This window comes from Isachenkonia alkalipeptolytica (genome assembly GCF_009910325.1).
GTDB lineage: Bacteria > Bacillota > Clostridia > Peptostreptococcales > T1SED10-28 > Isachenkonia > Isachenkonia alkalipeptolytica.
The window spans coordinates 29,242-50,302 of sequence record NZ_SUMG01000018.1 but is presented as its reverse complement, the minus strand read 5'-3'; the positions used below and the strand labels follow the sequence as shown (position 1 = coordinate 50,302).

Here is a 21,061-nt window from a genome sequence, read left to right as displayed (position 1 = left end):
CCATAAACAGGCCCACCGAAATAAGTCTGCTTAACCCATTTACAATAAATACCAGGCAACAAGTTTATTAAGGTTACCCAAAAACATTATACCTTGGTAATTTCTGTATTTTACAAAATCACGATTAGCGCCAGCAATCTGGTGCTTATGTTTTAACTATTTAAGGACATTTTCTAAAAGGGTTGACATTTATTGAACGTTGCTCTTTCAGTTTCCCATAGATTTTTCATCGGTTCATAATATAACAATTAAGTTATCTATTTTTTCGTATTTTGATCCTTTTTTCCGGAATCCTTCTTATCCTTAGTTCGGTCTTCCGATTTTTCTCCATTGACTAAGGTGAAATTCACTTCTCCTTCCATAACATTTACCTTTGCCACCTTTACCAAAAGAGAATCTCCAATTCTAAAGCGCTTCTTTCTTCGTTCTCCTAAAATCTGCTGGTTTTCCCGATCGTAATGGTAATAGTCATCGGTCAAAGAACTGAGTCGAATAAGCCCTTCAATGGTATTGGGAAGTTCCACAAAAATTCCGAAGGAGGTGAGGCTGGTGATAACGCCTTCGAACTCTTCTCCGATTTTATTGGACATATATTCCGCTTTTTTCAGATCCACAGTCTCCCGCTCAGCACTAGCGGCTTCCCTTTCCCTAGTAGAGGATTGATCGGCAATCTTAGGTAAATTCTTTTCAAGTTTTTTAGATAAGTTTTTTGACAACTCTTCCTTCAGATGCCATTTAATGATCCGATGGATCATCAGATCCGGGTATCTTCGAATCGGAGAAGTAAAGTGACTGTAATAGTCCGCAGCAAGTCCGAAATGGCCAATGTTATCTGCAGAATACTCCGCTTTTTGTAAGGATCTTAACATCAGGGTATTAAGCATTTTTTCTTCCTTTTTACCCTTAACTTTTTCATTAATTTCTTGTAATGCCTTGGGATGGACTTCATTTTGGATCCCTTTGATTTTATAACCGAAGTTATAAATAAAACGATTAAACTCTTGAATTTCTTCAAGGTCCGGTTCCTGGTGGATACGATATAGGAAAGGGATTTCCAACCAATGGTAACGTTCAGCTACGGTTTCATTGCATACAAGCATAAACTCTTCAATAATTCTGTTGGCGATTCTGCGTTCTTCTTCTTCAATATCTACCGGATTTCCTTCATCATCCAAAATAATTCTGGCTTCGGGAAAGTCAAAATCTATGGCTCCCCGATCCATACGTTTTTTTCTTAGGATTTGGCTAAGTTCTTTCATAGCATCAAACATTCCAAGATAGTCCTTGTATCTTTTCATCAGTTCCTGGTCTTCCTCTTCCAGAATATCAGAAACATCTTCATAGACTAAACGTTCCTTCGAGTTAATCACACTTTCAAAAATTTCTTCCTTTTGAACATTTCCCTTAGAATCAATCTCCATAAAAACAGAAACAGCTAACTTATCCGTGTTCGGGTTAAGACTACAAAGGTTATTGGACAGTTTTTCAGGAAGCATAGGAATTACCCGATCAATTAAATACACACTGGTGCCTCTTTCCATAGCTTCTTCGTCTAAGAAGGTCCCTTCCCCTACATAATGGGTAACATCGGCGATATGTACCCCTAGCTTAAAGTTTCCATTATTTAACTTTTCTAAAGAAACTCCATCATCTAAATCCTTCGCGTCGGCACCATCGATGGTCACAATGGTATGATTTCTTAAATCCTTCCGCCGCTGCAGTTCCGCTTTCGGAATTTCATCCTTAAGTCCCTCTGCTTCACTTAGTACATTCTTCTGAAACTCCAAAGGCAGTTGATGTTGTTTGATAATTGAGAGAATATCTACGCCTTTGTCTTCCTGGTATCCAAGAATCTCACTGACTTTACCTTCCGGACTTTTTCTTCTGCCCTCGGGCCATTTTACAATTTGACAGACAACTTTTTGTCGAGTGGAAGCCCCTTTTTCCTTCCCCTTTGGAATAAAGATATCCTGTTGAATTCTTTTATCGTCGGGAATGACAAAACCAAAATTTTTACTGCTTTCATAGGTCCCAACAATTTCTTTATTACCCCTTTTAATAATCCGGATGATTTCACCTTCCGCACGACTGGTTTCTGTTTTAGGAGATTCAATTCTTCCGATTACCCTATCATTATTCATGGCACCATTCATTGCTCCCGGAGGAATAAAAAGGTCTTCCGAATCTTTTTTTTCGGAGATCAAAAAACCGAATCCTTTCGGAAAAACTTCCAACCTTCCCACTACAAGGTCCAATCGTTCCGGTACAGCATACCGATTAGTTTTTGTTTGAATAATATAGCCTTCCTTTTCCATTTCTTTCAAGGCTTCACCAAATTCTTTACGTTGATTTTTGTCAATGCTAAAGGCATCCATCAATTCTTTTTTCAGCATCGGTTTATATGCCGACCGTTCCATATAATCCAGTAATCTTTCTTTAATTTTCAAATATTTTCCCTCCTTCTATAGGGCATTCTTTTTAGAGATGCTTATAACGATAAGTTATAATATAGCAACCCGAACAAAAAAGCCCACTGCAGTATATATATACCCGGTATTCCGATATAAAACTTCTTTTTAGAAGTTTTATGCTTAAAAATCAACATTCCAATTAGAATTCCCACACTTCCTCCCAAAATGGATATGAACATCAACTGATTTTCTGAAACTCTACTTCTTCGATCTTCTGCACTTTTTTTATCCCGGCCCATAAGGATAAAACCCAGCACCGAAAGTATGGTTATATAAAAATAAACGATCATCCCAAATTCCATATTGCTATTTTGTATATCCACTTGTCTCCCCCTATAGAAAGGCCCCTAATCATATTAGATTAGGGGCCTTTCGAAATACATAATCAGCACCTAGGCTGTTTATGAAAATTATATTTTATAGACTTAACAATCCGCCAATGCTTAAGAATAAAGGAGCAAATACAACGGATACAATAGTCATCAGCTTAATAAGGATGTTGATGGATGGTCCGGAGGTATCCTTAAAAGGATCTCCAACTGTATCTCCAACAACTGCAGCCTTATGGGCTTCACTCCCTTTTCCTCCGTGCTCACCGCCTTCAATATACTTCTTCGCATTATCCCAAGCACCGCCGGCATTGGCCATCATGATAGCAAGCACAACCCCTGATGCTAATGCACCGGCAAGTAGTCCTCCTACTGCTGCAGGTCCAAGTAGTATTCCCATTACAATAGGGGAGGCTACGGCTAAAATTCCGGGAATAATCATCTCTCGTAGAGCAGCTTTCGTACTGATATCAACGCATCGGGCATAATCGGGTTTTTCTGTTCCTTCCATAATTCCAGGGAACTCACGGAATTGTCTTCGAACTTCTCCGATCATTTCAAAGGCTGCTTTGCCTACAGCTTCCATGGTAAGCGCTGAGAATAAGAAGGGAAGCATGCCACCAATTAAAAGACCGATGATAACCGTTGGCTCTGTTACACTGATACCCACTTCTGTTAGTTGAACCGCTTCTGTATAGGTGGCAAATAAAGCAAGAGCTGTCAGTGCCGCAGATCCGATAGCAAACCCTTTACCAATGGCTGCAGTAGTGTTTCCAACAGCATCCAGCTTATCCGTTGTTTCACGAACTTCCGGTGGCAAATCACACATTTCTGCGATTCCTCCGGCATTATCCGCAATCGGACCGTAAGCATCCACCGCCACAGTCATACCGGTTGTGGCAAGCATTCCAACTGCCGCTAAGGCAATACCATACAATCCAGCAGAGCTAAAAGCTACAAAGATTCCAATACAAATGAAAAGAATCGGAATAGCTGTTGAAAGCATCCCAACGGACAGGCCACTGATGATTGTAGTCGCGGCTCCAGTTTCCGACTGATTTGCAATTTTCTTAACATAACCGTATTTTTCAGAAGTGTATACTTCTGTTAGTTGACCGATAAGCATTCCCACTACCAAGCCGGCAACAATTGCTACAAAAGGTCCGATGGCATCCAGTAAATAATTACTTAAGAAAAATGCTACAACTACAGTAATAATACCGCTTACCCACGTCCCGGCCTTTAAGGATTTTTGAGGGTCTGTACCATCTTTTCCTTTAACAAAGAAAGTTCCGATAATGGATGCTAGAATTCCTGTGGCCGCTAAAAGTAATGGGAACATTGCTCCTTCAAGACCAAAAGCTAACAAACCTAAAGCAATTGCCGAGATGATGGATCCAACATAGGACTCAAAAAGGTCCGCTCCCATTCCTGCAACGTCTCCTACATTATCTCCTACGTTGTCTGCAATAGTTGCAGGATTTCGAGGATCATCTTCAGGAATTCCCGCTTCAACTTTTCCAACCAAGTCAGCACCAACATCAGCAGCTTTTGTATAAATTCCGCCACCGACACGGCCGAACAACGCTATAGAAGATGCTCCAAAAGCAAAACCAGTAATGATTTGAGCCGCCGATTCTGCTCCTTGGGTACCTTCCAGGATAAAGAAAAGACCGCCCACGCCTAATAGCCCCAGGCCCACAACGCTCATTCCCATCACGGCGCCACCGGAAAAAGCAACATCCAGGGCTTTGTTCATACCGTTTTCTCTTGCTGCATTGGTGGTACGTACATTTGCCATGGTTGCCACTTGCATACCGAAAAAGCCGGCAAATCCAGAGAAAAGTGCACCGATGATAAAGCAAAGAGCCGTAAGCCAGTTAACACCAAGTCCTAAAACAATAAATACAATTGCAACAAAAAGAACTAAAGCTTTATACTCTCTTGTTAAAAATGCCATGGAACCCTCATGTATGTAGTTTGCAATTTCTTTCATACGATCGGTTCCGGCATCTACTTTTTTCACTTTGGCTGTTAAAAAGTAGGCAAAAATAAGCGCAATAACACCTAGAATAGGTGCAATGAGTACAATTTCCATCTTTCTATTCCTCCTCTACGTTATGAAATTTTATTATTGTATTGCCACGAGGGCTAATGCAATTCCGATGAAAAGCACAGCTGCAACTGTAGTTGCTTTGTTTAGTAATGCTTCATACCCCTTGCCTTTTCGTCCCATTAATTGTTCTGCACCACCGGATATTGAACCGGATAAACCTGCACTTTTTCCAGATTGTAATAGTATACTTGCAATTAGAACCAGCGATACTATAACCTGTCCCACCATTAATGCTAATCTCATTTCCTCCACCTCCTATGCTTGTTCTTAACATAGTTATTCTATCACAGGCAAAGGGTAAAATCAATGGAATTGTTTTTAGGATTTTCTATGGATCGAAGAAATTCCAATAAAAAACTAACCCCTTATAATAGAGATTAGTTTTTTGTATTACTTCAATAAGCTTTGTATTATATAAATTTAATATGGTTGTTATTTAATATTATAGAAAGTTTCTTCCCCTCGATACTTTCCTCTGCCTTTTAGTTGGTGTTCTATTCGAAGCAATTGGTTATATTTTGCAACCCTGTCTGTTCTTGCAGGGGCTCCGGTTTTAATTTGTCCCGCATTTGTGGCAACGGCTACATCAGCGATAAAAGAATCTTCAGTTTCTCCGGACCGATGAGAAATCACATTGGTATATCCCGCTCTTTTTGCCATTTCAATAGCATCCAAGGTTTCAGTAATAGTTCCGATTTGATTCAACTTGATTAAGATGGAATTAGCAATCTTACCGTCAATCCCCTTTTTCAATCTTTGGGTATTGGTAACGAAAAGATCGTCCCCCACAATTTGAATTTTATGTCCTAACCGATCCGTAAGTTCTTTCCAACCTTCCCAGTCTTCTTCATCTAGACCGTCTTCTATGGAAATAATCGGATACTTCTCTACCAGTTCTTCATAGTAATCCACCATCTCTTTTGCGGTCTTTTCTACACCTTCACTGGCAAGCTTATAAACCTTCGTTTCTCCATCATAAATCTCTGTAGCAGCAACATCTAAGGCAAGTTTAATGTCCGTCCCCGGCGTGTATCCTGCTTTTTCAATGGCTCGAATGATAATTTGTAAAGCCTCTTCATTAGAGGAAAGGTTCGGCGCAAAGCCCCCCTCATCACCAACTCCCGTGGCCAGATTTTCTTTTTGCAATACTTTTTTCAATGTGTGATAAATCTCTACACACTGAACCATGCCTTCTTTAAATGAATCCGCCCCCACGGGCATAATCATAAACTCTTGAATATCTACGTTGTTGTCCGCATGAGCCCCTCCATTTAAGATGTTTAACATCGGAACTGGCAAGTCCTTGGCATTTACACCACCCAGGTATTTGTATAAGGGTAGGCCTAATGTATCCGCTGCCGCTTTAGCCGTTGCAATGGATACTCCGAGTATTGCATTTGCTCCCAACTTTCCTTTGTTCTCTGTTCCATCTAAAGCAATCATGGTCTCATCAATCATTTGCTGATCTAATCCGTTGAGACCGATCAGTTCCGGAGCAATCACTTGATTTACATTTTCAACCGCTTGCAATACTCCTTTTCCAAAAAGGCGGTTGCTATCTCCATCCCGTAATTCTACGGCTTCAAAAGCTCCTGTGGAGGCTCCAGAAGGAACAATTCCAAGACCTCTTCCGCCGCTTTCCAATTCCACTTCCACCTCGATGGTCGGATTCCCTCTTGAGTCAAATACTTCTCTTGCGTAGATCTGTGTAATAGTATCCATATAAATCTCCTTTCTCATCCTGGTTATATTTGGTTGTTGAATGAGTCAATTATTTTCTTATAAGGCTACTCCCTTTCATTTCAGGAGGTTTTGATAATTCTAAAAGTTCTAGTATTGTGGGTGCTAGATCACAAAGACTCCCAAAATCATTGAGATGTTTTGGATGATTCTGAATTAGAATCAGCGGTACATTGTTTGTGGTGTGGGCTGTTACGGGTTTTTGCTCTTTATAGTCATACATTTCTTCCGCATTTCCATGATCCGCTGTCATCAGAACCGTACCCTCTATTTCCAGTACCCTTTGAACAATCCGATACATTTCTCTGTCCACGGTTTTTAAAGCTTTAATCAAAGCCTGCATATCCCCTGTATGACCGACCATATCCGGATTTGCATAATTAATCACAATAAAGTCATAAGGGTTGTTTTCAAGCTTCTCCAACAGCTTATTCGTTACTGCCTCAGCACTCATTTCAGGATTCATATCATAGGTCGCAACTTTTGGCGAAGGAATCATAACTCGGTCTTCCTTCGGGTTTTCCTTTTCCACTCCCCCGTTGAAAAAATAGGTTACATGAGCATACTTTTCAGTTTCGGCGATACGTAACTGAGCTAAGTTATGGCGACTTAAGTATTCTCCTAGGGTATTATCTAGTTTCGCCGGAGGATATAGCACCGGTACCGAAGCAAAGTTTTTATCGTACTGGGTCATGGTTACATAGTGTAAATTTAAATCCTTTGCTACAGGAAACTCATTGAATTGGTCTTCCGTAAGGGCCCGAGTCATTTGTCTTACCCGATCTGCCCGGAAATTAAAAAACAGCAACCCATCATTTTTTTCTATGGTCCCATCAATATTGGAAACCACCAGAGGATGCATAAACTCATCGGTAATCCCTTCCTCATAGGCCTCTATTACGGCGTTTTCGGGATCTTCCACATTTTTCCCGACGCCGTAAACTAAAGCTTGATAAGCTCTTTCCGTACGTTCCCATCGAAGGTCACGATCCATTGCATAATATCTGCCGGCTACAGTGGCAATTTCTCCGACGCCGATTTCTTGAATTTTTTCTTCTAACTCCCGGATATAGTCCTTTGCACTTTTCGGCGGAGTATCCCTGCCGTCAAGAAAACAATGAATATATACTTTTTTCAATCCCTGTTCTTTGGCAATTTTCAATAGCTCATATAAATGTTTGTTATGACTATGGACTCCGCCATCGGATAGTAGACCCAGAAGATGAAGTTTTTGCCCCTTGCTTTTCACATGAGTAATCAAGTCTTTAAGCCTTGGGTTATCTTTCAGTTGATCCTCCCGTATATCCTTGGAAATCCTGGTCAGTTCCTGATAAACAACCCGTCCGGCACCGATATTTAAGTGTCCTACTTCCGAGTTTCCCATTTGTCCTTCCGGAAGACCTACCGCCTCTCCGCTGGCCTTTAAAATGGTGTTTGGATAATTACTCATATAATACTGCAGATTTTTCATATCCGCCTGTTTTACTCCATTACCCTCTATTTCATCTCTTAATCCTAAACCGTCCAGGATCATTAGCATTACTGGTTTTTTCATAAAAAACCCCACTTTCTAAAAGTTCACAATCTCAATAAAATCCTTTGCTTCAAGACTGGCGCCTCCAACCAAGGCTCCGTCAATATCCGTCTGGTTCATGATTTCTTCCACATTCCCGGGTTTCACACTGCCTCCATATTGAATGATCATTTCCTCGGAGATCTCTTCCGTGTAAAGTTCTTTAATAGTATTTCGAATAAACGCTGCCATTTCATTGGCATCTTCCGGGGTAGCAGTTTTGCCTGTCCCGATTGCCCACACCGGCTCATAGGCTACAACGACCTTCGAAGCATCCTCGCCGCTGATATTTTTAAGTCCTTGAACCAGTTGATTTTTAACAACCTCAAAGGCTTTTTCTCCTTCTCTTTCCTCTAACGTCTCTCCCACACACAAAATCGGACGCAGTTCTTTTTCTAAAGCCTTAAGAACTTTTTTGTTGATTCGATCATCGGTTTCACTAAATATCTGCCGTCTTTCCGAGTGACCTATAATTACAAACTCCACTTGTTGCTCCAATAACATCTCCGGAGAAACTTCGCCGGTGAATGCCCCATGGTCTTCCCAACTCATATTTTGAGCACCTAATTTTACGGAAGAATTTTTGAGCATTTGGGAGGCGGAGTCTAAGGAGGTAAAGGGTGGACATATAACCACTTCCACCTCGGTATCTCCGATTAAGGCTTCAAAGTCCTCAATAAACTTCTTCGTATCCTTTTTATTTTTATTCATTTTCCAGTTTCCTGCAATAATCGGTATTCTCATTATTCCATCACGACTCCTTTGCTGAGGCATTTTATTTATCGATCTTCAATGCTGTCTATTCCCGGTAAAATTTTTCCTTCCAAAAGCTCTAGAGAAGCTCCGCCGCCGGTGGATATATGATTCATTTGATCTGCAAAACCAAATTTTTCTACCGCCGCTGCACTGTCGCCACCCCCGATGATCGTTACTCCGTGGCTATTGGATAAGCTTTTTGCCATAGCTTTAGTTCCCTTTTCGAAACTGCTCATTTCAAAGACCCCCATCGGGCCGTTCCAAATAATTGTACTGGCCTTTTGGATTGTATCATCAAACAGCTCGATAGATGCCTTTCCGATATCCAACCCCATAGTATCTTCAGGGATAGATTCTACCTCTACGGTCCAATGTTCAGCATCATTATCAAATTCCCTTGCTACAATAGTGTCCACAGGAAGAATCAAGTCGACTCCTTCGCTTTTGGCTTTCTGCATAAGCTCTTTAGCGAGGATAATTTTGTCTTCTTCCAACAAAGATTTACCCACATCATAGCCCTTCGCCTTTAGGAAAGTATAGGCCATACCTCCACCGATAATCAACTGGTCCACTTTTCCTAAAAGATTATTGATTACACCGATTTTATCCGAAACCTTGGCCCCTCCAACAATGGCTACAAAGGGTCTTTTGGGGTTTTCTAGGGTTTTTGTGAAAAACTCCAGTTCCTTTTCTACAAGGAAACCCACTGCGGATGGTAGATTTTTCGCTAACCCAAAGTTCGAGGCATGGGCTCTATGGGAAGTACCAAAGGCATCATTGACATAGAGATCGCCCAGTGAGGACAATTCCTTAGCAAAGCCGTCGTCATTGTCAGTTTCTTCCTTGCGAAAACGAATGTTTTCCAACAATCCGATATCTCCGGCTTTCATAGTGGATACTTCCGACTTGGTCTTTTCACTGATTACCGCTTCATCCTGAAAAAATTTTACCTCCGCGCCCAACAACTCTTTCAAACGATCCGCTACCGGTTTGAGACTCAATTTATCATCGGGTTTCCCTTTAGGTCTACCTAAATGAGAAATCAATAAGACTTTTGCCCCCTCTTTCTTCAAGTTCTGAATGGTGTTTAAAGCCCCTTTGATTCTTCGGTCATCCGTAATATTTCCCTCCTTGTCCTGGGGGACATTAAAATCGCAACGGACCAAAACCGTTTTATCCTTAACTTTTAGGTCCTTTATCGTCTTTTTATTCATAGTGGCCTCCTTTGTTATAGTTTTCTGTATTGATTACTCTTTCGAAAACATATAGTCCACAAGATCTACAACTCTTACGGAATAACCCCACTCATTATCATACCATGCAATTACCTTGATCATATTATCCTGCATTACATCCGTGGATAATCCGTCTATGATTGTAGAGAATTCGTTTTTGATATAATCTGCTGATACCAAAGGTTCCTCGGAATAATCAAGAATCCCTTTTAATTCATTGTTTGCTGCATTTTTGAACACTTCATTTACAGCCTCCACATCCGTATTCTTTTCAACCTCCACAACCAAGTCAACCACCGATACCGTAGGCGTTGGGACACGCATAGCCATACCCGTCAGCTTCCCTTTTAACTGGGGGAGAACTAAGGAAACCGCTTCTGCTGCACCGGTGGTAGTGGGTATGATGGACTGCGCTGCGGCTCTTGCCCGTCGTAAATCTTTATGGGGCAGGTCTAGAATATTTTGATCATTTGTATAGGAATGAATAGTGGTCATAATTCCTCTTTTTATAGAAAAATGTTCATCCAACAATTTTGCAAAAGGGGCTAAGCAATTCGTAGTGCAGGATGCATTTGATAATACATTATGTTTTTGTGGATCATAATCTTTTTCATTAACTCCCATCACAATGGTGATATCTTCATTTTTCGCCGGCGCAGTAATTAAAACTTTTCTTGCACCCGCTTCAATATGGCGGTTTGCTTCTTCTTTGGACCTGAATATACCTGTGGATTCAATAACTAAGTCTACTCCAAGCTCTGCCCAAGGAAGGTTTGCAGGGTCTTTTTCACTGAAGATTTTTACTTCTTTTCCCGCGATGATTAGTGCATCTTCACGGACTTCCAAATCTTCTGTCAGTTTTCCGTAAATACTGTCATACCTTAATAGGTGACCCAGGGTTTTTGCATCGGTTAAATCGTTGATCGCCACAATTTCCCAATTCAATTTTTTTTCCAGATAGGACTTTAAAACATTTCTTCCGATTCTTCCAAAACCATTAATCGCTACTTTTTTCATAATACTCCTCCTTCTGATTGTAAAATTTCACTATATCTATTGTATCAATATATGATAAAGTGCCTTATAATATTTCATTATCCAAAGGAACTATTTAGTAGTATTTCCTTTTAGAAGATGAAAGTATTTTCAAATCATCCCGATATTTAGCAACGGTTCTTCGAGATATGGTCATGCCCTTTTCCCGCAAGTACTTGGCAATTTTTTCATCGCTTAAGGGTTTTTTAGGATCTTCCCTAGAGATTAATTCCCGAATATAATCTTTTATGCTGTTAGAAGACAGGGCTTCTCCTCCGCTAATATTGATTCCGCTTGAAAAAAAGAACTTAAGCTCAAATGTTCCCGCAGGAGTTTGTACATATTTACCATTGGTTGCTCGACTTACGGTGGACTCATGAACTTCCAACTCTTCAGCTACTTCTTTTAGGGTCAAAGGCTTTAAATATTTTTTCCCATGTTCAAAAAAGTCTTTTTGTTTTTCAATAATATTTTCTACCACACGGTAAATAGTCTGCTTTCTTTGCTCAATATTTTTTATTAGCCAGACCGCTGCATTCAGCTTATCATTTAGATATTTTTTTGTGTCTTTACAACCTAATTTTTCATCGTCTAACACCATTTTTCGATAATCTTCCCTAATATACAGTCGTGGTACCGCCGAATCATTATAGACCACTACATATTCTCCTTGAATCTTTCGGACAATCACATCCGGTACAATGTATTTGTTCTGGTTTGTAATGAACTGCCTTCCTGGTTTCGGTTCTAAGGACCGAATAAACTCACAGATTTTTTTTACTTCATTAAGAGAAGTTTGCAATTTTTTTGCAATTACAGGATATTTATTGGAACCCAGCATTTCCAGGTAGTTTTCTACTACCTCATACACCCTTTCATCTTCAACATTTTTGCTTTTTAATTGTATCAGCAGGGATTCTTTAATATTTCTGGCTCCTACCCCTGCCGGATCAAAGGTTTGAATGATTTTTAAAATTCCTTCGATAATATGGGGTTCTTCATTGATGTCCTTTGCAATTATATCCACACCTGTAGATAGATACCCATTTTCATCTAAATTATTGATAATAAATTCACCAATTTCATGATATTTTCCTTCAATAGAGGTTAAGTGCAGTTGAAATAATAAATGTTCCTGTAACGTCGCTTCTTTTGAAACAATGTTCTCATAACTGAACTCTTCCTGCTCCGGGTTATAGTTGTTTGGGGAGTAATAACGATTATCAAAGTCTTCAATGTATTCTTTCCAGTTTATATCCTGTTCCTTTTCATTTTTTAAGGTCTTTTCCTTTTCTTCCGTAACTTCTAAGACCGGATTGCTTACCATCTGATCTTTAACATACTGATCCAACTCCAGAGCGTTCAATTGTAAAACTGTTATAGCCTGTTTAAGCTGGGGTGTCATTACCAACTTTTGTGATTGCGTTAGTTCCAGACCATATCCCATTCGCATATTGATCACCTTTACTTTCCTAGTATATTAGCATTATACCACTCCCAGGAACAAAAATAAAGAAGTTCAGTCTCATAATAATTTTTGGCATAAAAATTGCAAAGACCTAAGGGAGCTTAAGTCTTTGCAAGTAATACGTGAATATCCGCTTTTATCTTCCGCCTTTATCATAGGGCTTACCTACGGCTTTAGGTGCTACGGATTGTCTGCTGAATGCGACTAAGGCAATAATTGTTAGGACGTAGGGCAAGGCAAAGAAGACTTCATTCGGTAGTTGAGCTAGTAAATCAAATCTCGAGGAGTATAAAGCGAAAATTCTCGAGAATCCGAAAAACAGTCCTGCTCCAAGAACCCCAGCGGGCTTCCAACGACCGAATATAAGAGCTGCTAAGGCAATAAATCCAGTGCCTCCGATACTCATAACTGTATATTGAATATCCTGAGTCAGCACCAGAATTCCGCCACCTAGTCCTGCTAGAGCTCCGGAGATTACAACACCTATATAACGCATTTTAAACACGCTTACCCCCATACTATCCAAGGCGTGGGGATGTTCTCCCGCCGCTCTAAGTCGTAGTCCAAAAGGGGTTTTGTATAATACGAACCAGCTTGCCACCACTAAAATAATAGCCAAATGCACCGTCAGATATACCCGGGTAAATAAAACATCACCAATAAAGGGAATGTCACTCAAACCATAAAAGGTATACCGTTGAAAGCTTTGAGAGAAACTAGCGGTTCTTTGTTGTTCAAATATAACTTGTGCAAGATAAATCGTTACTCCGGTTGCTAACATGTTGATCGCAACCCCTGAAATAATCTGATCTGCCTTTGCATGGATACTTAGATAGGCATGAATTAAGGAAACTACGCCCCCAACTAAAGCACCGAGCAAAATCGCTATCCATGGGGCCAAATCCGTATAAGGCTGTAAAAAAACCAGTGCTGTGGCTGCGGTAAATCCGCCGAACATCATCAACCCTTCCAAACCGATATTTACAATTCCTGATCTTTCAGAAAACATACCACCTAAGGAAGTTATGATAATCGGAGTGGAGAAAACCAGTGTAAGTGCTAACATAGAATATACTAACTCCATTATTCTTCCCCCTCCTCTACCTTAAGTTTTTTCAAGCCCTGTTTAATAGGATGTTTCATCGCAACGAAAACGATAATAATGGCAATGATAATAATTGCGATATCTCTTGGTATTCGGCTGATCTGCATAATGGTTTGCGAGGCTTTCAAACCACCAAACAACAATCCTGCTAAGACCGATCCCAAGGCCGTACTTCCACCTACAAGGGCCACAGCAATCCCATCAAAACCATAATTTTCAAAGTGACCCAGGACTCTACCGTAGCCAAAGGTTCCAACAACAAGAATGGCTCCTGCAATTCCCGATAAGGCTCCGGCAATGGTCATGGAGAGCGCTGCGTTCCTCTGTACTTTCATACCCGCATATTCCGATGCTAAAGGATTAAATCCTACGGATTTCAACTCATAACCGAAAGTGGTTTTGTTGATGATAAAGTAAAAGAGCAACGCACAAAATATTACCACTAAAAAGCCCCAATGGAGCCTGGAGTTGTTTGTTATAGAAGAAAGAAAATCACTTTGTAATGTGGCTTTTGCAGGCAAATCTGCAGTTCGAGTAGTGGTACTTTCAGGAAGCGCCCGAATATAGTAGTTTGAAACATATAACGCTGCGTAGTTAAGCATAATGGTAACAACCACTTCATGGACTCGAAACTTTGCTTTTAATATCCCGGGAATGAACCCCCATGCAGCCCCTCCTAAGGCTCCGGCAAGAATAACAACAACAGGAAAAATTACCGCCGGCAAGTCCATTAATAGACCTGCATAGCTTGCGGTTAGGGCTCCGATCATAACCTGCCCTTCGGCACCGATATTAAACAGGCCTGTTCTAAAGGCAAAGGATACAGAAAGACCTGTTAAAATTAACGGAATAGAATAAACAAAAAACTCTCCGAAATAACGGGCATTGAAAGCGGTCTGATCCGTAAACAAATTCGGAAGGTTTATTCCTGTAACGGCTCTAATAAAAGAGGTGAAAAGATCTAAAGGGTTTAGCCCACTGATAATCATAATCACAGAACCTGCTAAAAACCCTAACAGAATTGCAATTACAGGAATTATGAAACCATGATATTTCTCATTCGATAAAAATCCCCGCAGTTTATTCATCCTCTTTCACCTCCTTTTTCTTCGATCCCGCCATCATGAGTCCCAGTTCATTTTCATTGGTCTCATTCGCCCGTACGGTATCCACAATTTCTCCTTCATAAATTACAGCTATTCGGTCAGAAAGATTAAGGACTTCGTCCAGTTCAAGGGACATTAGAAGAATCGCTCTCCCTTTATCCCGCTCCTCAATTAATCGTTCATGTATATACTCGATGGCTCCAACATCCAATCCCCTAGTAGGTTGCGCTGCAATTAAAAGTTCCGGGGAGCGGTACAGTTCTCTGGCTACAATAGCCTTTTGCTGATTTCCCCCGGACATTCCTCTGGCATTGGACGAACTGCCCTGACCGCTTCGAACATCAAATTCTTCAATAAGCTGATCGGAAAACTCCCGGATTTTAGAGAACTGTAAAATCCCATTTTCAGAAAAAGGAGATTGAAAATAGTTCTGCAAAATCATATTTTCTTCCAAGGTAAAGTCGAGAACCAACCCTCTTTTTTGGCGATCTTCAGGAATATGTCCGATTCCTTTAAGGGTTTTTTCCCGAGTGCTCAAGTTTTCAATGGCTTCACCATTAAGTAAAACCGAGCCCTTTTCCACCTTTCGAAGACCCGTAATCGCTTCCATTAGTTCCGATTGACCGTTCCCGTCGATTCCTGCCACAGAGGTTATCTCTCCTGCTCGAACCTTTAGGTTCAGTCCTTTAACAGCGTCCAACTTCCGACTATTTTTAACCCATAAATCTTTGAGTTCCAGGACAACATCCTTTGGCTTAGCCGGTTCTTTTTCCACTTCAAAGCTTACCTCCCGGCCGACCATCATTTCCGCCATTTCCTCTTCGGAGGTTTCAGCTACATCTACGGTCCCAATATATTTTCCTTTTCTAAGAACCGTGCATCGATCAGCAACATCTTTTATTTCTTTAAGCTTGTGGGTAATCAGCACAATGGTTTTCCCTTCTTTTACCAGATCCTTCATGATTTTCATAAGTTCTCTGATCTCCTGGGGGGTCAATACGGCAGTGGGTTCGTCCAATATCAGTATATCCGCTTTACGGTAAAGGGTCTTTAAAATTTCTGCTCTTTGTTGCATCCCTACAGAAATATCAATAATCTTTGCATCCGGCTCCACCCTGAGTCCATATAAATCGCTGATCTCTTGAACCTTCTCCCGCGCTCTTTTCAAATCAATCCTTCGAAAAGATTTTCGTGGCTCCTCGCCTAAAATAATATTTTCTGTGACAGAGAAAGCCTCCACTAATTTAAAGTGTTGATGGACCATTCCAATCCCCAACTTATCTGCAACTTTAGGACCGGTAATTTCCACCTTTTCACCCCGGACTTTGATTTCCCCCTTTTCCGGTTGATAAAGTCCAAAAAGCACACTCATCAGTGTGGACTTTCCCGCACCGTTTTCTCCAAGTAAAGCATGGATTTCTCCTTCTTTTACTTTAAAATCTACCTGATCATTTGCTTTAATACCTGGGAATTCTTTGGTGATTCCTAACATTTCAATTGCGTACGCCATAATATTTCTCCTATCTATATAATATTATAGTAATATTTCATATCCCCCTGCTGCATTACCTGCCTTTTAATTTTTCGTTGCAACTTAGAGGATATTGTAATCAATTTTATCCATTCCGTAAAAACGAATTGTTGTTAGAGCTAGAGCGCCACTACAATTCTATACCCACTGCCTACTATCTTCGTATATTCTGTCCAGTCCTTAACTACGATTGAAATTACTAATGCTTCTATTATTTTGTGATGTGTTACTATATTTTGATTATACTACAAAAGGTAAAATGCTTACAACTTCTTCTCTGAAAAAATGAATAACACCCCTTCAGAATACGTTATACTTTTCATCCCATGAAGAAAAGATTCGCTAAAAAAACCAAGACTATAAAATCTTGGTTTTTATAGCGAAATATTTAGTTCATTACTCCTCTATTAACTTTAATCTCTAATCTCTTTATAACCTTTGTCTACTCTTGTAATCTTGAAGGTAACGATGGCACTTCAATTTCACCGGATACAATTTGATCAATATAGTTTTGCACTTCAGCTATAATGTCATCACTTAAGTTAGGATTTTCTTCCGGTAAGGAAACTCCCTCATTCTCTAAATCAAACTCAATAATATCTCCTCCCGGGAAATTTCCTTCGTAGGTCATAACCGCAACTTCATAAGCCGCAACGTCTACTCTTTTCATCATGGAAGTAAGAATCGCAGAGTTCTCGCCGTCATAAATTCCGTCTTCATATTGGTCTCGGTCAACTCCGATGGCCCATACGTCGTCTCCGTCGCCTCTTCGTTCCATGGCTTCATTGATCATACCGTTACCGGATCCTCCGGCGGCATGGTAAATTACGTAAGCACCATCATCAAACATGATGGATGCAATAGATCCTCCGGTGGAAGGATCGGAAAAGTCTCCTACATATTCCACTAAAACGTTCATATCAGGATCTACAGCCCAAACCCCTGCTTCGAAACCGGCCTCAAACTTTTGAATCAGTTCAAAGTCCACGCCACCGATATAACCTACGGTGTCTTCTCCTGCTTCTTGAGCGGTTAGAGCGGCTGCAACACCAACAAGGAAGGAACCTTGCTCTTCTGCAAAAATTGCATTTACAATATTATCTCTTTCAACGACTGCATCAATCAATAAAAAGTTTTGATTCGGGAAGTTGTCCGCTACTTGACCGATAGCATCTTCAAATAAAAAACCTGGAGCTACGATTAAGTCCACTTGGTCATCGGCAAAACTGGATAAGTTTGGAATGTAATCCGCATCGGCTTCGGATTGAAGATAGTTGGTCTCCGCACCATACTCATCGGCAAAATCCTGGATCCCTTCCCAGGTTCCCTGGTTAAAGGATTGATCATCAATTCCACCGGTGTCTGTTACCAGCCCTACAAAGAAATCTTCCACGTACTCGTCTTCATCATTGTCATCATCAGGATCAACCGCTTCACCGTTGTCGTCGGGATCCACATCTTCTCCATTGTCCTCACCATTACCGCAACCGGTTAACGCAAGTGTCATGGCTAACAGTGCTACTAATACTAAAACCCATAAATTTTTCTTCATTTTTCTACCTCCCCTAATTTTAATATTTTAAACTTTTAACACTGAGTTAAAGAGTCCAAAATTCAGTCCTGCGTTGCATGGACCTTAGTCTCATTATAATATAGTAAAATGTAAAAAGCAACGTTCATTTCGTCTTAAGCCCATAAATTTAAAAACAAACCCCACCCCTTGACTAACTCTGGATCTTGTAGTCATAAAGGTAGGGTTTTTATTAAAGTACAATTGTTAATTACTGCGTAAAATGACACTTTGCTGCATCGGGATTTAGCAGTCTTCCGGCTCTCCAACGGCATAATCCGCTGCACGTAATATTTCAATAGCTTTTTTAAGATTCTTTTCACTAACCATTACCACCGGACCGGTACAACCCATCCCGCTTTCTGCGTATATGTTATTCTTCCATAGCTCCTGTACCGCATCTTCCAACTCCATGATGTCAATTCCTGATAAAGAACCGGTAACCACTTCTTTAGGGGGTTGCTTTACCTCTTCTTCATCATCGGATTTTTTAGTGGCCTTTGTCAAGGAGTTCAAGATTTCTTTTAACCCGGCTTTATTGGCTTTGTCATACTCTTCTTTTACTCTTTCCTCTAGCCGACCGTTAACAAGATCCGCTGCATATTCCAGAGCTTTCGCTACCACCGGCGTTCCTGATGCTCTTGAAAGGATTAAAATATTTTTATCATAACCCTCTCCGATTCCCGGTCCATAACCATAGCCCAGGGCCTCATAATCTCCACCGGTATGAAAGGAAGAAAATATTTTCATGAAAATATTTCCCGTTAGTGTATCCTGTACCATCACATCCGGGCTCCCTGCCAACAGATCATTCCCTCGCATAACCACACCGCCGTCGGCTCGCATGGATTCAGAAAACTCCATGTCATATCCGTTTTCCACTAACTTGTTGAGGGCTTTTTCCACCTGCCGGGCACCATCCACGTTCAATATCCCGACTTTCGGTTTTTGAACACCGGAAGCCTTTGCTGCGATCATACCGTGAATTGCGTTTCTTACCATAGCTTCCGTACGATCCGGGGCCGAAGTTCCTGTAGTTGTAGCTAAATACATTTCCTTCCCTTTTCCAGGAGTAATTACTTTTCCAACGGTGGAAACCCCGATGGGAAAATTATAATGCATCGTTACACAAGCCTGAATTTTTTTCGAGGCTAACAACTCTTCCATGATGTTATGCATGGTAGCTTCCTCTGTCGCTTCAACCACCTCTAAATCCGTGTTCACTTTGGGACCGATCAATACCACATCAAATTTTCCGGATTTCGCTGCCTGTTCCGCACCTTTAACCAGGTTTTCAACCCCATGTTCGCTGCCTAAAGTAGTTAAACCAACGGTTACTTTTTCACCAAAGTCTCCGGTCTCAATACCCTTCGCAATGTCATTAAACACTTTACCAATTTGCCTTTTGATCTGTTTGTGTTCTTCTGTCACTCCATTCACCGCCTTTCATAGTCGAAATCCTATTTATTCACTCATTAAATTCTTAGCAAAATCCTTCATGGTTTCAGCGATCATTGATCGGATCTCTGTTTCTGAAACTGCTGCCCCGCTTTCTTCTACTTTCCCGGAGTTTTTCTCTAGGATTACAGATACTCCATCAAACTGATTCGTCATTCTTGCCAGGAAAAGACTCCCTTTTCCTACAATCATCGCCCGCTTGATTTCATCATTCTTAAAAGATTCTAAAGCCGGTCCTATATAAGGAACTCCTGAAGGGATGTGCCCCTGGGTTGGAGCCCAACCGGGCATTCCATGTTTGCTTCCGAAGGTTGCCACATCTTTACGTTCCATCTCTTTTCTCTTTACCCCAAGGGCTGCAATCATTTTGTAATTGGAAGCTGGGACATCTCCTGCACCTGCGGGCTTTGTTATGTCAGGATTTTGCATTTCAACAGAATATTTATCCACATCGGTAATTTTCAGTCCACCTTTGTCTAAAGGTGCCGTGATCAATGCAGTAATTACGGCTTGTGGTGAAGAACCGGTTCCAACCGTATGACGACCTACTAAATCCGTACGGATCACTGGATGAACTCCATCATTTTTTGTTACAAGCACGGCAAACCCACCGATTACATCTTCCAGAATCGGCATATCCTTTTTTAAGTGATCCTTACCGTTCATACCTAGCTTTGCAACAGCTCCACCAGCAGCTACTAAAACATTTTCATAAACGCCAGCTTGCACAAGAGCAGCTGCCTCAATTAAGGCATGGGTTGGTGCTGCACAAAAAGCTCTAAGATCCGATCCGGTAGCATTCACTGCACCGATCATTTCAGCGATAGATTTGGCAAAGTTGCCACCACCCCGTTGATTGATATCTCCGCAGGCTTCTTCTGAGCATTCGATAACATAATCAATATCTTCTACATTGATTTCATTTTTAGCAATTAAATTCTCAGCCGCTAATACTCCAGAGGCTTTTACCGCTAAATTTTCAAACATTACATGGGCATTCAGGTTCGGATCGGTTTCATGAGCTCTTTTAACGCAACCCACCACTTGATCATTATGATAAATTGCTTCCGCGGCAAAATGATCAATGGATTTTTGAATATCCTCCATAGCTTCCCCATCTTTTAATTTTGCTATATGTTCTTCCTTAACTAAGGGATGAGCTTCCAATTTCTTTTTAATTTCTTTGCTAAAACTGCTTTCAATCATTACCAAGTCAAACACATCGGATATTTTCATTAGACCGATAAATTCGTCCTGGGGCATGATTTCTCCGAATTGACCGAAACGCTCTGCCCCTTCCACTTTTTTATCGTACCAAGGCATTTCATAATCATTTAGAGCTTCCGGTTTTATTGTTCCGATATAAGTTTGATTCGGCGGATAAGACACCACTTCTTCAAAGCTTCGTAAATGCTGGGGTAATTTTTTTAAATACTCGGATTCCGGGTTGGTTCTTCTTTCTCCCGTTTGCGTGGTTCCGCTATGGGCAATCATGTCCGGGGTGTGAACTAATACATAACCCGCTCCTTTTAATACTGAATAATTCATAACTGTCACCTCCATAAATT

16 protein-coding genes are annotated in these 21,061 nt (G+C 40.8%); all 16 read right to left on the bottom strand.

Annotated features, from left to right (window positions below; genetic code table 11):
* Positions 1 to 257 precede the first annotated feature (257 nt).
* A complete protein-coding gene (gene rnr, locus ISALK_RS12015; RefSeq protein WP_160722622.1) occupies positions 258 to 2,447 on the bottom strand; it encodes a ribonuclease R in 2,190 nt (729 codons plus the stop codon).
* A gap of 41 nt (positions 2,448 to 2,488) precedes the next feature.
* Positions 2,489 to 2,794, bottom strand: coding sequence for a DUF1294 domain-containing protein (locus ISALK_RS12010; protein ID WP_371723945.1), 306 nt, complete (start codon positions 2,792 to 2,794; stop codon positions 2,489 to 2,491).
* Positions 2,795 to 2,888: 94 nt separating this feature from the next.
* Positions 2,889 to 4,898, bottom strand: coding sequence for a sodium-translocating pyrophosphatase (locus ISALK_RS12005; protein WP_160722620.1), 2,010 nt, complete (start codon positions 4,896 to 4,898; stop codon positions 2,889 to 2,891).
* 33 nt (positions 4,899 to 4,931) lie between these two features.
* On the bottom strand, positions 4,932 to 5,159 hold the full coding sequence (secG, locus tag ISALK_RS12000; protein WP_160722618.1) for a preprotein translocase subunit SecG: 228 nt from the start codon (positions 5,157 to 5,159) through the stop codon (positions 4,932 to 4,934).
* Between the two features lie 189 nt (positions 5,160 to 5,348).
* On the bottom strand, positions 5,349 to 6,638 hold the full coding sequence (eno, locus tag ISALK_RS11995; RefSeq protein WP_160722616.1) for a phosphopyruvate hydratase: 1,290 nt from the start codon (positions 6,636 to 6,638) through the stop codon (positions 5,349 to 5,351).
* A gap of 49 nt (positions 6,639 to 6,687) precedes the next feature.
* Positions 6,688 to 8,211 (bottom strand): 2,3-bisphosphoglycerate-independent phosphoglycerate mutase, encoded by a 1,524-nt coding sequence (gpmI, locus tag ISALK_RS11990; RefSeq protein ID WP_160722614.1) that lies wholly within the window; start codon positions 8,209 to 8,211, stop codon positions 6,688 to 6,690.
* Between the two features lie 15 nt (positions 8,212 to 8,226).
* Complete coding sequence (gene tpiA / locus ISALK_RS11985; RefSeq protein ID WP_160722612.1) at positions 8,227 to 8,973, bottom strand: triose-phosphate isomerase; 747 nt, start codon at positions 8,971 to 8,973, stop codon at positions 8,227 to 8,229.
* A gap of 35 nt (positions 8,974 to 9,008) precedes the next feature.
* Complete coding sequence (locus ISALK_RS11980; protein ID WP_160722610.1) at positions 9,009 to 10,199, bottom strand: phosphoglycerate kinase; 1,191 nt, start codon at positions 10,197 to 10,199, stop codon at positions 9,009 to 9,011.
* A 33-nt stretch (positions 10,200 to 10,232) separates the two neighbouring features.
* Positions 10,233 to 11,237: a type I glyceraldehyde-3-phosphate dehydrogenase gene (gene gap, locus ISALK_RS11975; protein WP_201756914.1), complete on the bottom strand. Its 1,005-nt coding sequence runs from the start codon at positions 11,235 to 11,237 to the stop codon at positions 10,233 to 10,235.
* A gap of 94 nt (positions 11,238 to 11,331) precedes the next feature.
* Positions 11,332 to 12,708 (bottom strand): RNA polymerase factor sigma-54, encoded by a 1,377-nt coding sequence (gene rpoN, locus ISALK_RS11970; protein ID WP_160722608.1) that lies wholly within the window; start codon positions 12,706 to 12,708, stop codon positions 11,332 to 11,334.
* Positions 12,709 to 12,859: 151 nt separating this feature from the next.
* Positions 12,860 to 13,807 carry an ABC transporter permease gene (locus ISALK_RS11965; protein ID WP_160722606.1) on the bottom strand — a complete coding sequence of 316 codons (948 nt, stop codon included), beginning with the start codon at positions 13,805 to 13,807 and terminating at the stop codon, positions 12,860 to 12,862.
* On the bottom strand, positions 13,807 to 14,916 hold the full coding sequence (locus ISALK_RS11960; protein WP_160722604.1) for an ABC transporter permease: 1,110 nt from the start codon (positions 14,914 to 14,916) through the stop codon (positions 13,807 to 13,809). The genes ISALK_RS11965 and ISALK_RS11960 overlap by 1 nt, the downstream gene beginning before the upstream one ends.
* Complete coding sequence (locus ISALK_RS11955; protein ID WP_160722602.1) at positions 14,909 to 16,444, bottom strand: ABC transporter ATP-binding protein; 1,536 nt, start codon at positions 16,442 to 16,444, stop codon at positions 14,909 to 14,911. The genes ISALK_RS11960 and ISALK_RS11955 overlap by 8 nt, the downstream gene beginning before the upstream one ends.
* A 463-nt stretch (positions 16,445 to 16,907) precedes the next feature.
* Positions 16,908 to 18,017 (bottom strand): BMP family lipoprotein, encoded by a 1,110-nt coding sequence (locus ISALK_RS11950; RefSeq protein ID WP_160722600.1) that lies wholly within the window; start codon positions 18,015 to 18,017, stop codon positions 16,908 to 16,910.
* Between the two features lie 264 nt (positions 18,018 to 18,281).
* The gene (gene grdD, locus ISALK_RS11945; RefSeq protein ID WP_160722598.1) at positions 18,282 to 19,466 is read right to left on the bottom strand and encodes a glycine/sarcosine/betaine reductase complex component C subunit alpha; all 1,185 of its coding nucleotides are present in this window, start codon (positions 19,464 to 19,466) and stop codon (positions 18,282 to 18,284) included.
* 33 nt (positions 19,467 to 19,499) lie between these two features.
* Positions 19,500 to 21,041: a glycine/sarcosine/betaine reductase complex component C subunit beta gene (gene grdC / locus ISALK_RS11940; RefSeq protein ID WP_160722596.1), complete on the bottom strand. Its 1,542-nt coding sequence runs from the start codon at positions 21,039 to 21,041 to the stop codon at positions 19,500 to 19,502.
* Positions 21,042 to 21,061 lie beyond the last annotated feature (20 nt).